Below are 14,162 nucleotides of genomic sequence, written 5' to 3' on the forward strand. Positions count from 1 at the left end.
CGGCCGGTGATCTGGGACGCTCCCGGCCGGCGCCGTCACCCGTCCGTCACCGTCCAGGAGCAGCAGCCATGACCACCGCAGCCGAGCCCTTCCGCTTCCCACCGGAACCGGTGCGCAACGTCCGCATCAGGCACCTCTGCCAGACCTCGTGCGGCGGCCCGTTCGCCATCGTCACCCTGGACTTCGAGCCGCTGCCGGACGAGGAGTTCGCCCCCGTCGCCTTCGACTGGCCGGTGCGCGACCGGCAGCGCAACCGGGATCTGAGCGGCCGCTACCACTACCCGCGGGAATGGCTGCCGGACGACCTGGCACAGGCGCTGGAAGAGGGCGTCGCCCAGGCCCTGCGCGCACTTCCGGCGGACATCCGCCCGGCGGCCTGGTGCACCGTCACCGAGGCCGTCTGGCACGAGGTCGACTCCCACGAGCGGGGGTTCCGACAGGCCGGCGCCATGGCCGTACGGGAGGCCCTCCGGCGCTGCGGACGGTGAGGCGGGCGGAGGGTGGCTCAGGGGCCCTGGCTCAGGCGGCCTCCGCCGCCTCCGGTCGTTGCAGCGCCTCGGCGACGGCGCGGGCGCGGTCCGACCACGGGGTGGGGCGCATCGTGGCGAAGTCCACGCGGACCAGGACCCGGTGGCCCTGGGCGTAGGTCTCGGTGCCGTCGGCCGAGCAGACCCGGAAGCCGTAGGTCAGGCCGGTGCGGCCGAGGCGTTCGATCCACAGGTGGGCGGCATAGCGGCCGGCGCGGGTGATCGGGCGTTCGTAGGCCAGGCGCATCTCCTTGATGACGTTGCACATGTCCCCCGCGGCGGCCCAGTCACCGTCGAAGGAGAAGCCCTGGGCGTGCCAGTACTCGCCCCAGGCGCGTTCGACCAGCAGCGGATAGCGGGAGTTGTGCAGCATGCCGAGCGCGTCGAGGTCGTCGAAGTGGACGGTGACGGGGACCAGCCGGCCGTAGGGGACGGCGTCCGGGGCGGGGCCGGCGGCCTGGAGGGATTCGACGCTCACGGGTGGTGCTCCTGGGGTGCGTGCGGTGGTGTGCGGGACGGGACACCACCCATCGTAAGCGGCCGCTTAGTACAGGTTCTCCGCGGGAGGCGGACGGCCGGCCCAAGCCTCAGTCGTTCTGGTCGGCCGACCCGTCGAAATCGCTGGTCCCACCGTCGAGGAGCGGCGTGCGGCTCTGACCCGCCGCGCTCGAAAGCCACCGCAGCGAGTGGTAGCCGGTGAGCACGATCAGCGTCCCGAGGGCGATGCCGCTGAGTTCGAACGTCGAAGTGAATTTCAACGAGACGCCGCCGATGGCGACGATGATGCCGGCCGCGGCGGGGATGAGGTTCAGCGGGACGGTGAAGTCCACCTTGTTCCGCACCCAGATCTGGGCGCCCAGCAAGCCGATCATGCCGTAGAGGATGACGGTGATACCGCCGAGGACCCCGCCGGGAATCGCCGCCACCACGGCGCCGAACTTCGGGCAGATGCCGAACAGCACGGCGAAGGCCGCCGCGGCGGAGTAGGCCGCGGTCGAGTAGACCCGGGTCGCGGCCATCACGCCGATGTTCTCCGCGTACGTCGTGGTGGCCGGGCCGCCGACCGCGGTCGACAGCACCGTTGCCGTGCCGTCGGCGACGATGGCCATGCCCATCTTGTCTTCCAGCGGGTCACCGGTCATCGCGCCGACCGCCTTGATGTGCCCGGCGTTCTCGGCGATCAGCGCTACCAGGACAGGCAACGCGACGAGGATCGCGGAGGCCGAGAAGTTCGGTGCGTGAAACGTGGGAAGACCTATCCAGTCGGCCTTCTGCACACCGGAGAAATCGATGCGCCAGTGGTCCGTGAGCTTGCCCGCGCCGTTGACCGAATGAATCCTTCCGGTCGTCCGATCGAGAATCCAGGACAGCGCATAGCCGAAGACCAGGCCCAGGAAGATCGCGATACGCGACCAGAAGCCGCGGAGCACCACGAGGGCCAGGCCCGTGAAGAGCATCGTGGCCAGAGCCGTCCACTGGTCCTGGGGCCAGTAGGTGGAGGCGGTGACGGGGGCGAGGTTGAAGCCGATCAGCATGACGACCGCACCGGTCACCGTGGGCGGGAGCACCGCGTGGACCACGCGAGCCCCGAGGACGTGGATGGCGAAGCCGCAGGCGGCCAGGCAGACGCCCACCACGAGCATCGCGCCGGTCAGGGTGCCGACGTCACCGCCCTGGCCCGCGATCACGGCGGATACGCCCACGAAAGAGAGGGACGAACCCAGGTAGCTGGGGATGCGTCCGCGGGTCATCACGAGGAACAGCACGGTGGCCACACCAGAGGCCATGAGGGCGAGACTGGGGTCCAGACCCATGAGCACCGGGGCGACGAAACATGCGCCGATCATCGACACCACGTGCTGGGCGCCGAGCGCGATCGTCCGGCCCCAGGTAAGGCGTTCCCCGGGCTTGACCACCTCGCCCGGCTTCAGGTGACGCCCGTCCCCATGAAGCTTCCACCCGAAGCCAGCCATGATCACTCTCCACATCTGCGACGCCCTGCACGTCACAGAGCCGAGGTGATTCATAGTCGAACCACTGCGTCGGGACAAACCGGAGAGCCGGCCCCGGGCGCCCGGGCCGACAAGCACACGAGGCCCGGCGGGCGGTACCCCGTTCAGGGCATCGGGACGTGGCACGGGTCGCCGGTGGGCGGGCCGGTGTCACGCTGAGCGGATGACGACGACTCAGGAGCGGGGACCGTGGCCGCCCCCACCCCGGCGGCCGGTGCCCGCCGCGGTGGTGGATGTGGGCGGGGTGCTGGCGCGGATGCGGGACCTGGACGGGGCGCTGCCCGCCGGGGACGGGGTGGCCGTGTTCAACCGCGTCTATCTCGCCGTCACCGAAGCGGTGGTGCGGCGCATCGAGGACGGGGGGTTCGCCGATCCGGTGGGCGCGGGCGAGCTGGACCTGTGTTTCGCCCGCCGCTACTTCACCGCGGTGGACGCCGCGGCCGCGGGCCGGCGGCCGCCCGCCTGCTGGCGTCCGCTCTTCCAGCTGCGCCGCCATCCCGGCGTCCGCCCGCTCCAGTTCGCGCTCGCCGGGATCAATGCGCACATCGGCCACGACCTGGCGCTGGCGGTGGTGGACGCCTGCCGGGCGCTGGAGTGCGAACCCCCGGACCTGGAAGGGGACTTCGACCGGATCGGCGTGGTCCTGACCGGGCTGGAGGAACGGATCCGGGAGAGCCTGATGCCCGGCCCCGATCTGCTGGACATCGCCGATCCGCTCACCCATATCGCCGGTTCCTGGAGCCTGGAGATGGCCCGGGACGCCGCCTGGGCCGCGGCGCGGATGCTGTGGGGCGCGCGGCGGCTGCCGGAGGTGGCCGAGGAGTTCGCCGAGCGGCTGGATGCGAGCGTGGGGCTGGTGTGCCGGTGCCTGCTCACCCCGCTCAACTGAAGGCCGCCGCGGTGGCCTTGGCACCTGTACCGCCGTGGCATCCCCCGTCGTAGGGTGCGGCCATGACGCTACGGCTGGGACTGGGCCTCCCGCAGCTGGCGCGCTACGACCCGCGGCGCGATGTGCTCGAAGTGGCGCGGGCGGCGGAGCGAACCGGATTCGACAGCGTATGGGTCTTCGAGCGGACGGCCTTTCCGCTGGAGCCGTTGGACGGCCTGTACCGGGTGCCGGGGCTGCCCTGGCCCGGCACCTGCCGCTACGGGCCCGATCCGCTGGTCGCCCTGTCGCTGGCCGCCGCCGTGACCGGCCGGGTCCGGCTGGGCGGCGGTGTGCTGGTCGGTGGACCGCATGCGCCGTTTCCGTTCGCGCGGACGCTGGCGACGCTGGACGCCGCGTCCGGCGGCCGGGTGCTGGCGGGGCTCGGCACCGGCTGGTCGCCGGAGGAGCACCGGACCAGCCGGGTCACCGAGTTCGGCGACCGGGGCGCGCGGCTGGAGAAGCTGCTGGATGTCTGCGCGGCGGTGTGGGGGGCCGGTCCGATCCCCGTCTATCTGGCCGCGACCGGCGGCCCGGCCCTGGAGCGGGTGGCGCGGCGTGCCGACGGCTGGCTGCCCGGCCCGCTCACCGGGGACCAACTCGCGCCACTGCTGGGGAAGTTGACCGAGGCGGCGGAGCGGTACGGCCGCACGGCGGCCCCAGACGTCGCGATGCGGGTGGCCGTCGAGCCGTCCGGGGCGCCGCTGCCGGAGGCGGAGCGCCGCCCGTACACCGGCAGCCCCGAGCAGATCCTCGGCGATCTGGCCGGGGCCGCCGAGGCCGGCGCCCGCGAGATCCTGCTGGATCTCCAGGGGTGCTGCCGGGACGGCAAGGAACTGGCCGACCGCGCCGCGGAGCTGTACGCCCGCATCCGCGCGGCCGGCCTGTAGCCGTACGCCCCGGAGCCGTACGCCCCGGAGCCGTACGACCTGGCCATACGGCCCCGGTCAGCCCACGGCCGGCCCGGCTCAGTCCTCGGGCAGCTCGACCGGCGCGATCTCGTCGTAGACGTCCCCGGGGCCGGGGTTGGTCGCGTCGGTGGCGCCGCCGAAGTGGTGCATCACGCCCCAGACCGCGTTCAGCGCGGTCTGCACGGCGCCCTCGGCCCAGCCCGCCGTCCAGGAGATGTCGTCGCCCGCGAGGAAGAGGCCGCGCTTGTCCTCGGGAAGGCGGTCCTGCATGAAGTGGGTGAACAGGCGCCGCTGGTAGCGGTAGTGGCCGGGGAGGTTGGCCTTGAAGGCGCCCATGAAGTAGGGCTCGTTCTCCCAGGAGACGGTGACCGGGTTGCCGATGATGTGCTTGCGGATGTCGACCTTCGGATAGATCTCCGACAGCGACTTGAGCATCACCTCCATCCGCTCGTTGGCGTCCAGCGGCAGCCACTTGAGGCTGTCGTCGCACCAGGTGTACGAGAGGCAGATGACGGCGGGCTTGTCCGGCCCGTCGTCCAGGAGGTAGGTGCCGCGGGTCATCCGGTCGGTAAGCGTCATCGACATGACGTCCCGGCCGGTCTCCTCGTCCTTGTCCAGCCAGAACGGCCGGTCGACGGGGACGAAGAGCTTGGACGACTCCATGTAGTGGGTGCGCTCCATCGCCGTCCAGTGGTCGATGGGGAACAGCGCGTCATCGCAGGCGATCTTGCTCAGCAGCATCCAGGACTGCGCGGTGAAGACGGCGGCCTCGTAGGTGCGGATGTCGCCGGAGGCGTCGGTGACCGTGATGCGGTTGCCCGCGGTGCGGTGCAGGCGGGTCACGGCCGGGCGCGGCGCCCCCTCGTGCAGCGCGGAGAGCGAGGTGCCCGGCGCCCAGTGCACGATCTTCGCGGGCTCGCGCTCCCACAGGCGCAGCGGGAGCTGCTGGCTGCCGCCGACGATGCCGCGGTGGTGGTCGTCGGCCTCGGTGTAGACGACCCGCAGGATCTCCAGGATGGAGTTGGGGAAGTCGGTGTCCCAGCCGCCGGTGCCGAAGCCGACCTGGCCGAAGATCTCGCGGTGGCGGAAGGAGGTGAACGCCGACGAATCGCAGAGGAAGCCGTAGAAGGTCTGGTTGTCGAGCTTCTCGACGAGGCGGGCCCAGATCTCGCGGATGCGCGGGACGTCGCGCTCGCGCAGCGCGCGGTTCATGTCGGTGAAGTCCGCGCCCTCCTCCAGGCAGGCATTCCAGGCGGCGGCGACATCGCGGTAGACCTGCGGCAGGTCGTCCACGGTCTCGGCGTAGTGGGACTCGCCCTTGAGGTCCACGACCGTCGACGGGGTGGATTCGGCGAGGGGGTTGGGGAACGGGCTGGTCTTGAGGCCGACCAGGTCGATGTAGTGCTGGAGGGCCGTGGAGGACGGCGGGAAGCGCATCGCGCCCATCTCGGCGGTCAGGGAGGGGTCGCAGCCCTCGAAGCCGACGGTGCGCAGGCGGCCGCCTATCTGGTCCGCCTCGTAGACGACGGGCTTGAGGCCCATCTTCATCAGCTCGTAGGCGGTGATGATCCCGGAGAGGCCGCCGCCGATGACCGCGACCTCCTTGCCGTGCTCGGTGGCGGGGACCTGCCCCAGGCCCGCGGGGTGCGCGAGGAAGTCGTCGTAGGCGTACGGGAAGTCCGGGCCGAACATGGTGATCGGCGGCTGGGCATCCGCGTGGTGGGCGGCGGTGGGCACCGTGGACGTCATCGGGGCGTACTCCTTGCAGGCAGAGCAGGGCGGGGCGGGCGGGCCGGGGCGGGCATGACCGCGGCGCGTCAGGGGACTTCAGGCAGGTGGGGCGAGGGGGCGGGGCTCAGGTCAGCGGGCCGTAGAGCTCCGGCCGCCGGTCGTGCAGATAGGGGTTGTCCGCCCGCGACTCCTTCAGGAAGGCGAGGTCGACATCGGCCCGCACCAGCTGCTCGGTACGGCCGGCGCGGGTGCGGACCACGCCGTCGGGTCCGGCCAGGGTGCTGAGCCCGACGAACTCGAACTCGCCCTCCTGGCCGACCCGGTTGACGTACGCGACATACATCTGGTTCTCGAAGGCCCGCACCGGGATGACGGATTCGGGGACGAACTGGAAGGGGTGCATCTGCGCGGTGGGCACCAGCAGCAGATCCGTACCGGCCAGCGCATGCGCCCGGACGTTCTCCGGGAATTCGACGTCGTAGCAGATCAGTACGCCGATCCGGGCGCCGGACAGCTCGGCCTGGACGACCGCCTGATCGCCCGGGGTGAACCATTCGCGCTCGAAGCAGCCGAAGAGATGCGTCTTGCGGTAGTTCGCCAGCGGGGCGCCTTCGGGGCCGATGAGCCGGGCGGAGTTGTAGACGGCGCCGTCGGGGTCGTCGGCCCCGCCGCGCTCCGGGTAGCCGTAGAGGATCGCGATGCCGTGCTCGGCGGCGGTCCGGGCGACGGCGCGGGCACTGGCGCCGTCGGCGGGCTCGGCGAGGCGGTGGACGCCGTCGCCGATGGCGTAGCCGGTCAGGAACAGCTCGGGGCAGACGAGCAGCCCGGCACCTGTGGCGGCGGCCTCGCGGGCCGCGTCGTGCAGGATGTGCAGATTGTGCGCCACGTCGCCGGGCCGTCCCGAACTCTGGAGCAGGGCGGTGTGCAGGGACGGCATGGAACCCCTCGGCGGTGCGGTGCGGGCGGGACGCATTGACGGTACGGGGCGTCCGTGACCTGGGACAAGGTTTCGCCGTTGCGTGCAGACGGAGGATTCGTTGCGTCTTTTTGCGCCCCCGCGGCGATTCATTGCGTAGCTGCGGAGCGGGGACGTCACACCGGGGCTCGCAGGTCAGCGGGGCTCGGCCCCCTCCCCCGCCGGACTCTCCGCCGCCAAGCCCCCCACCGCTTTCTCCAGCACCGCGCGCACCAGTCCGCGCAGCCAGCGGTGTCCGGCGTCGGCCTCCTGGCGCGGATGCCAGGCCATCTCCATGGTCATCGGCGGCAGGTCGAGCGGGATGGGCAGGGTGCGCAGGCCCAGGGCGCGGATGGTGGAGGCCGCGGTCCGCTCGTTGGCCAGTCCGACGGCGTCGCTGTCGCGGATCATCATCAGCGTGGCGGCGAAGGTCGGGACGGTGGCGACCACCTTGCGGCGCAGTCCGCGGGCGGCGAGCGCCGCGTCGATGGGGCCGGTCAGCCGTCCGCGGCGGGAGAAGTTCACATGCGGGGCGTCGGCGTAGCGGCGCGCGGTGAGCGTGCCGGTGGTGAGCGGATGGCCCTCGCGCACCACCGCGACCCCGTGTTCGGTGAACAGCTCCTGGGTACGGATCTCCGGCTCGCGGCTGTCGATGATACCCAGCTCCAGGTCCGCGGCGCCGTCGCGCAGTATCGGCACGTCGACATGGCTCTCGCCGAGGAAGCGCAGCACCACCCCCGGCGCCTCGGTGGCGACCCGGGCGACGAGCGGCGGACCGAGGGCGGTGACGAACAGATCGTTGGCGTTGATGGTGAACACCCGCGACAGCCGGGCCGGATCGGCGGGGGCGGCGGGGGTCAGCACCATATGGGCCGCCTCGACCAGCTGCCGTACCTCGGCGCGGATCTCCAGGGCGCGCGGGGTGGGCACCATATGGCGGCCGGCCCGCACCAGGACGGGGTCGCCGAGGGTGCGGCGGATGCGGCCGAGCGCGCGGCTCATCGCGGGCCCGGAGAGGCCGAGCCGGTCGGCGGCCGCGGTGACGCTCTCTTCTTCGAGCAGGGCGTCCAGTGCCGTCAGCAGGTTGAGGTCGATGTTTGCGTTTCGCGCAATCATGAAGTGCATACCTTGCATTTGAGGTTAACTGAACGGGACTTTACCGTCCCGCCCATGACCTCAACCCTTTCTCCTCCCGGGCCGGTTGGCGCCGCCGACGGGCGGCGGCGCGCGGTGACCGCCGCGATGTGCGCCTGCGTGCTGGTCGCGCAGTCGCTCGTGGCATCGATGAACCTCGCGATACCCAAGATCGCGGCGAGCGGTCTGCATCCGACGCCCGCCCAGCTGCTGTGGATCGTCGACACCTATGTGCTGGTCTTCGCAGGGCTGCTGATCCCGGCCGGTGCGCTCGGCGACTTCCCCCACGCCTGAACGGCGCGGGGGGACCCCCATGGCCGCAAGGGCGTCCTGCTGTCCGGGCTCGGGATCTTCGCCCTGGGGGCGCTGCTGAGCGCGCTGGCCCCCGGCCTGCCGGTGCTGCTGGCCGGCCGGGCGGTCTCGGGCGCGGGCGCGGCGCTGACCGTCCCGGCCACCATGTCCGTGCTGCTGCACGCCACGCCCGCGGACCGCAAGGCCGGGGCGGTCGCCGCCTGGAGCGCGTCGCTGGCCGTCGGCGGCATGGCGGGCAACGCCTGCGGCTCGTTGATCCTGCAATATCTGCCCTGGCAGGGCCTGTTCTGGGCGTATCTGCCGCTGGGGCTCGGGCTGCTGTGGTGGGTGGCGCGGGCCGCGCCCCGGGTGCCGCGGGGGACCGCGCGGCTGGACCTGCCGGGTTCGGCGCTGCTGGTCCTGGGGGCGGGTGCGCTGCTCTTCGGCATCATCGAGGGGCCGGGGCTGGGCTGGTCCTCGGCCACCGTCCTCGGCGCCTTCGCCCTGGCGCTGGCGGCGGGCGCGCTCTTCGTGCGGCACGGACTGCGGGCCGCGCACCCGGTGCTGGACCCGCGGCTGTTCCGCCTGCCCCGGCTGCGCGCCGGTGCCGCCGGGCTGGCCGTCACCTTCTTCGGGATGTTCGCCCTCTTCTACGTCAACGCGCAGTTCCTCCAGTACGTCAAGGGCTATTCGCCGCTCCAGACCGGCTGGGCGATCGTGCCGCTGGCCGCCGGCATGATGGCGGTGACCCGCCTCGGCATGCGCTGGGCGCAGAGGATCGGCGCGGCCCGGACGAGCGGCACCGGACTGGCCCTGATCACCGTCGGCCTGCTCCTCCTCTCCACCGCCGACGCCGGTACGCCCTACCTCCTCTACCTGCCCTACCTGCTGGTGATGGCGGCCGGTGCGGGCCTGGCCATGCCCACGCTCTCGCATGCCGTGGTGACGTCCGTGCCGCCCCACCAGGCGGGCATGGGCTCCGGACTCCAGGGCGCGGCACGGGAGTTGGGGGCGGCGCTGGGCATCGCCGTCGTCGGCACCGCGCTGTCCGTCCGCTTCGCCTCGGCCACCGGCCACGGCGCTCGGCTACCGGATCGCGGCGGGTGTGGTGCTGGTCGTGGGCGCGGCGGTGACGTACGGGCTGCGCACCGGGCGGCGGCCTTGACCTCAAGTCCGCTTGAGGTAGCAGGATCGCGGTCATGGACATGAACGCGATGCACCAGCAGCTCCAGCACCTCACCGACCGCGCCGAGATCGCCGCCCTCCTGGACCGCTACCTCCGGTCCCTGGACGAGGGGACCTTCGACGAGGAATGGGCCCGCGCCTTCTTCACCGAGGACGTCACCGCCGAGATGCCGATCGGCACGGTCCGGGGCCGCGATGCCGTACTGGCGCGCATCCGGGGCGGCATGGCGCTGTTCGACCGGACCGTGCATCTGGGCACCAACGCCGTCATCGAGATCGACGGCGACCGGGCCACCGCCCGCGGCGCCCAGCTCAGCACCCATGTGCCGGCCGATGGTGCGCCGGGGGCCGGGGAGCTCTTCGTCTCCGCCGGGCACGCCGACACCGAGCTGGTGCGCACGCCGGACGGCTGGCGCATCGCGGCCACGGCGCTGCGCATCGTCTGGACCCGGGGCACCCCGCCCCGGCTCCCGGCGGACCTGGCGGCCTGAGCGGGACCGCCTCAGGGGTCCCGCCCGCCCGGGGAGGCCGCTCCTACCCCGGTGCCCCCGACCCATACCGCCTGAGCAGCGGCGAGAGCACCAGCACCGATTTGGTCCGTTCCACGAACGGTTCGCCCGCGATCTTCTCCAGGACGCGCTCGAAATGGCGCATATCGGCGGCGAAGACCTGGAGGATGGCGTCCGCGTCACCGGTGACGGTGGAGGCGGACGCCACTTCCGGGTAGCGCGACAGGCCGCGGTGGATCGCCTCGGGCGAGGTGTTGCGGCTGCAGTAGAGCTCGATGAACCCCTCGGTCTCCCAGCCGAGGGCGGCCGGATCGACCCGTACGGTGAATCCGGTGATCGCCCCCTCGGCCCGCAGCCGGTCCACCCGCCGTTTGACGGCCGGGGCGGAGAGCCCGACCTCCTGGCCGATGTCGGCATAGCTGCGGCGGGCGTCCTCGGCGAGGGCGTGGACGATGCGTTCGTCGAGATCGTTCAGTCGCACTGCGGGTGGATCATTTCTCTGCCGGGGCCAATCGGGAGCGGCGCATGCCGTAACCGAAGTAGATCACAAGCCCGACGACCATCCAGACCCCGAAGACGATCCAGGTCACGACATCGAGGCTGAGCATCATGAGGATGCAGAGGATGAAGCCGATGACGGGGAAGAGCGGGGAGAGCGGCGTACGGAAGCTGCGCGGCATCTCGGGGCGCTTGTAGCGCAGCACCACGACAGCCACGTTGACCAGCGCGAAGGCGAAGAGCGTGCCGATGCTGGTGGCGTCGGCCAGCTGGCCCAGCGGGATCGCCGCGGCGAGCACCCCGCAGAACAGCGAGACGATCACGGTGTTGGCGCGGGGCGCGCCGCTCTTGGCGTGCACCTTGGAGAAGACCTTGGGCACCAGGCCGTCCCGGGACATCGCGAACAGGATGCGGGTCTGGCCGTACAGGACGGTCAGGACGACGCTGGCGATGGCGATGACCGCGCCGAAGGCGAGCAGCACGGCCCAGAAGTCCTGTCCGGAGACGTCCTTCATGATCCCGGCCAGGGCGGCCTCCGAGCCCTTGAACTTCTGCCACGGCATCGCGCCGACCGCGATCGCGGCGACCAGGCAGTACAGCGTGGTGACGATGATCAGCGAGAGCATGATCGCCCGCGGCAGGTCGCGCTGCGGGTTCTTGGCCTCCTCGCCGGCCGTGGAGGCGGCGTCGAAGCCGATGTAGGAGAAGAAGAGGGTGGCGCCCGCGGCGCTGACGCCCGTCATGCCCAGCGGCATGAAATTGGCGTAGTTCCCGGAGTGCACGCCCTGGATCGCGACACCGCAGAAGAGCAGCAGCGCGACGATCTTGACGGCCACCATGATCGTGTTGGCGCGGGCGCTCTCCTTGGCGCCGCCCAGCAGGAAGACCATGGCGAGCAGGACCACCAGCAGGGCCGGGAGGTTGAAGATGCCGCCGTCACCGGGCGGCGCGGAGAGCGCGTCGGGGATGGTGAACCCGAAGGTGCCGTCCAGCAGTTCGTTCAGATACTGCCCCCAGCCGACGGCGACGGCCGCGACCGAGACCCCGTACTCCAGGATCAGGCACCAGCCGCAGACCCAGGCGATCAGCTCGCCGAGGGTGGCGTAGGCGTAGGAGTACGACGAGCCGGAGACCGGGATGGTGCCGGCCAGCTCCGCGTAGGACAGCGCGGAGAACAGCGCGGTGATACCGGCGAGGACGAAGGAGAGGATGACCGCGGGCCCGGCGTCCGGGACGGCCTGGCCCAGGACGACGAAGATGCCGGTGCCGAGGGTGGCGCCGATGCTGATCATGGTCAGCTGCCAGACGCCCATCGAGCGGCGCAGCGTCCCGCCCTCGCCCTGGCCGCCCTCGGCGACCAGCCGTTCGACCGGCTTGCGGCGCATCAGCCGGGTGCCGAGGCCGGCGGGGGTGGGCGGTCGGGGGTCGCTGTCCGCTGCGGGCGGGGCGGCGCCGTGCTCCAACACTGGGGTGGCTCCTTTATCGCTGCCGGTTTGTCGCTGCCGGTCGGCTGGCGGAATCCTGGTCGGGGATTCCGTCGACGGATTCCGATGACGGATCCGTACGGGCGGGTCACTGTCCCCCCGGCGGAGGTAACGGATTCCCGTGACGGAGAGGGAGGCGGCGACCGGCAGCGGTTCGCACCCCGGGCATGCCGAAGCAACCCGCAGAAAGGGGGGAGACCGCCGAGCAGGCGGTCTCCGCCACTCCACGTACGGCGACGACCTTACGGGGCGGCCTTGACCTGCCGTAATGCGGGTTCCTTGCAAAACCCCGGAGGATCGTTGCGCGCCGCCGCGTCGGGCGGTTGATCATTGCATAGCGGCGTCCGCCATGTGGACCACCCCCGGACGGCGGCCGGGCCCGGACATGCGAGCGGCCCCGCACCCTTGAAGGGTGCGGGGCCGCTCGGCGGAAGCGTCAGTTCCAGCTGTTGTGCAGCGGCTTGCCCTCGGCGTAACCGGCGGCGCTCTGCACCCCGACCACGGCCTTCTCGGCGAACTCCTCCAGGGAGGCCGCGCCCGCGTAGGTGCAGGAGCTGCGGACGCCCGCGATGATCGAGTCGATCAGGTCCTCGACGCCGGGGCGGGCCGGGTCGATGAACATCCGCGAGGTGGAGATGCCCTCCTCGAACAGGCCCTTGCGGGCGCGGTCGTAGGACGACTCCTCGCTCGTCCGGCGCTGCACCGCACGGGCGGAGGCCATGCCGAAGCTCTCCTTGTACGGGCGGCCCTCGGCGGTGTGCTGGAGGTCGCCGGGCGATTCCAGGGTGCCGGCGAACCAGGAGCCGATCATGACGTTGGAGGCGCCGGCGGCCAGCGCCATGGCGACGTCGCGGGGGTGGCGCACACCGCCGTCGGCCCAGACGTGCTTGCCGTACTTCTTCGCCTCGGCGGCGCACTCCAGCACCGCGGAGAACTGCGGCCGGCCCACACCGGTCATCATGCGGGTGGTGCACATCGCGCCCGGTCCGACACCGACCTTGACGATGTCCGCGCCGGCCTCGATCAGATCCCGGACGCCCTCGGCGGCGACGATGTTGCCCGCCACGATCGGGACCTGCGGATCCAGCGCGCGCACGGCCTTGACCGCGTTGATCATGCCTTCCTGGTGGCCGTGCGCGGTGTCCACCACGAGGGTGTCCACACCGGCCTCCAGCAGCGCCTTGGCCTTGCCCGCCACGTCGCCGTTGATGCCGACGGCGGCGGCGATGCGCAGCTTGCCCTCGGCGTCGGTGGCGGGGGTGTAGAGGGTGGCGCGCAGCGCGCCCTTGCGGGTCAGGATGCCGACGAGCATGCCGTCCGCGTCGACGGCGGGGGCGAGCTTGCGGTTGGCGGCGTCGAGGCGGTTGAACGCCTCGCGCGGGTCGATGTCCGCGTCCAGGACGAGCAGATCCTTGGACATCACCTCGGAGACCTGGGTGAAGCGGTCCACCCCGGCCAGGTCGTGCTCGGTGACCACGCCGACCGGGCGGCCGCTCTCGACGACGATGCCCGCGCCGTGCGCCCGCTTGGGCAGCAGCGACAGGGCGTCGGCGACGGTGGAGACCGGGGACAGCACGATCGGGGTGTCCAGGACCAGGTGGCGGCGCTTGACCCAGGTGACGACCTCGGTGACGACGTCCAGCGGGATGTCCTGAGGGATGACGACCAGGCCGCCGCGGCGGGCGACGGTCTCGGCCATCCGGCGGCCGGCGATCGCCGTCATGTTGGCGACGACCAGCGGAATGGTGGTGCCGGTTCCGTCGGGCGCGGACAGATCCACACCCTGCCGGGAACCCACCGCGGAACGGCTGGGCACCATGAACACATCGTCGTACGTCAGGTCGTACGGCGGCTTCGCATCGTTCAGGAAACGCATACTGGCTCTCTCACCTGCGGTTTTACGTCTGGGCCGGTGGGGAGTCAGCACCGAACCGAACGCCGGGTCAGGCTGCGGCTCCTAGGACATCATCGCTCATCCCCACCTGAAGCGACGAACCGGT

Annotated in this window: 14 protein-coding genes; 6 read left to right on the top strand and 8 right to left on the bottom strand. The window is 71.7% G+C overall.

Annotated features, from left to right (window positions below):
* Window positions 1-68: 68 nt before the first annotated feature.
* On the top strand, window positions 69-488 hold the full coding sequence (locus tag B1H19_RS09250; RefSeq protein WP_083104138.1) for a hypothetical protein: 420 nt from the start codon (window positions 69-71) through the stop codon (window positions 486-488).
* Between the two features lie 31 nt (window positions 489-519).
* On the opposite strand, the gene B1H19_RS09255 is transcribed toward B1H19_RS09250, so the two are convergent.
* Together B1H19_RS09255 and B1H19_RS09260 are read right to left on the bottom strand one after the other, a co-directional pair.
* Window positions 520-1,005 carry an acyl-CoA thioesterase gene (locus B1H19_RS09255; RefSeq protein ID WP_083104139.1) on the bottom strand — a complete coding sequence of 162 codons (486 nt, stop codon included), beginning with the start codon at window positions 1,003-1,005 and terminating at the stop codon, window positions 520-522.
* A gap of 109 nt (window positions 1,006-1,114) precedes the next feature.
* The gene (locus B1H19_RS09260) at window positions 1,115-2,500 is read right to left on the bottom strand and encodes a uracil-xanthine permease family protein (protein ID WP_083104140.1); all 1,386 of its coding nucleotides are present in this window, start codon (window positions 2,498-2,500) and stop codon (window positions 1,115-1,117) included.
* A gap of 202 nt (window positions 2,501-2,702) precedes the next feature.
* Between B1H19_RS09260 and B1H19_RS09265 the strand changes: the two genes are divergently transcribed.
* Window positions 2,703-3,428 (top strand): DUF5995 family protein, encoded by a 726-nt coding sequence (locus tag B1H19_RS09265; protein WP_261340960.1) that lies wholly within the window; start codon window positions 2,703-2,705, stop codon window positions 3,426-3,428.
* A 62-nt stretch (window positions 3,429-3,490) separates the two neighbouring features.
* Complete coding sequence (locus tag B1H19_RS09270; RefSeq protein WP_083104141.1) at window positions 3,491-4,354, top strand: LLM class flavin-dependent oxidoreductase; 864 nt, start codon at window positions 3,491-3,493, stop codon at window positions 4,352-4,354.
* Between the two features lie 78 nt (window positions 4,355-4,432).
* Here B1H19_RS09270 and B1H19_RS09275 read toward each other — a convergent pair whose 3' ends face one another.
* From B1H19_RS09275 to B1H19_RS09285, 3 genes are all read right to left on the bottom strand, one after another.
* The gene (locus B1H19_RS09275; protein ID WP_083104142.1) at window positions 4,433-6,124 is read right to left on the bottom strand and encodes a flavin monoamine oxidase family protein; all 1,692 of its coding nucleotides are present in this window, start codon (window positions 6,122-6,124) and stop codon (window positions 4,433-4,435) included.
* 106 nt (window positions 6,125-6,230) lie between these two features.
* Window positions 6,231-7,043, bottom strand: a complete 813-nt coding sequence (locus B1H19_RS09280) for a carbon-nitrogen hydrolase family protein (RefSeq protein ID WP_083104143.1) — start codon at window positions 7,041-7,043, stop codon at window positions 6,231-6,233.
* Window positions 7,044-7,217: 174 nt separating this feature from the next.
* Window positions 7,218-8,177, bottom strand: a complete 960-nt coding sequence (locus B1H19_RS09285; RefSeq protein WP_083104144.1) for a LysR family transcriptional regulator — start codon at window positions 8,175-8,177, stop codon at window positions 7,218-7,220.
* A 54-nt stretch (window positions 8,178-8,231) separates the two neighbouring features.
* On the opposite strand from B1H19_RS09285, the gene B1H19_RS37870 reads away from it, so the two are divergent.
* The 3 genes from B1H19_RS37870 (at window position 8,232) to B1H19_RS09295 (ending at window position 10,162) form a co-directional block, all read left to right on the top strand.
* On the top strand, window positions 8,232-8,489 hold the full coding sequence (locus tag B1H19_RS37870) for a hypothetical protein (protein ID WP_159028037.1): 258 nt from the start codon (window positions 8,232-8,234) through the stop codon (window positions 8,487-8,489).
* Window positions 8,490-8,561: 72 nt separating this feature from the next.
* Window positions 8,562-9,695, top strand: coding sequence for an MFS transporter (locus B1H19_RS09290; RefSeq protein ID WP_237289797.1), 1,134 nt, complete (start codon window positions 8,562-8,564; stop codon window positions 9,693-9,695).
* On the top strand, window positions 9,686-10,162 hold the full coding sequence (locus B1H19_RS09295) for a nuclear transport factor 2 family protein (protein ID WP_083104145.1): 477 nt from the start codon (window positions 9,686-9,688) through the stop codon (window positions 10,160-10,162). Before B1H19_RS09290 ends, B1H19_RS09295 begins: the two co-directional genes overlap by 10 nt.
* A gap of 43 nt (window positions 10,163-10,205) precedes the next feature.
* Here the strand turns inward: B1H19_RS09295 and B1H19_RS09300 are convergent, their stop codons facing one another.
* The 3 genes from B1H19_RS09300 to B1H19_RS09310 all read right to left on the bottom strand — a co-directional run bounded on the left by B1H19_RS09300 (window position 10,206) and on the right by B1H19_RS09310 (window position 14,038).
* Window positions 10,206-10,661 (bottom strand): Lrp/AsnC family transcriptional regulator, encoded by a 456-nt coding sequence (locus tag B1H19_RS09300; RefSeq protein ID WP_083104146.1) that lies wholly within the window; start codon window positions 10,659-10,661, stop codon window positions 10,206-10,208.
* Between the two features lie 10 nt (window positions 10,662-10,671).
* On the bottom strand, window positions 10,672-12,144 hold the full coding sequence (locus B1H19_RS09305) for an amino acid permease (RefSeq protein WP_083104147.1): 1,473 nt from the start codon (window positions 12,142-12,144) through the stop codon (window positions 10,672-10,674).
* A 454-nt stretch (window positions 12,145-12,598) separates the two neighbouring features.
* Complete coding sequence (locus B1H19_RS09310; protein WP_083104148.1) at window positions 12,599-14,038, bottom strand: GuaB1 family IMP dehydrogenase-related protein; 1,440 nt, start codon at window positions 14,036-14,038, stop codon at window positions 12,599-12,601.
* Between the last annotated feature and the right edge of the window lie 124 nt (window positions 14,039-14,162).

The sequence above is a fragment of the Streptomyces gilvosporeus genome (assembly GCF_002082195.1).
GTDB classification, from domain to species: domain Bacteria; phylum Actinomycetota; class Actinomycetes; order Streptomycetales; family Streptomycetaceae; genus Streptomyces; species Streptomyces gilvosporeus.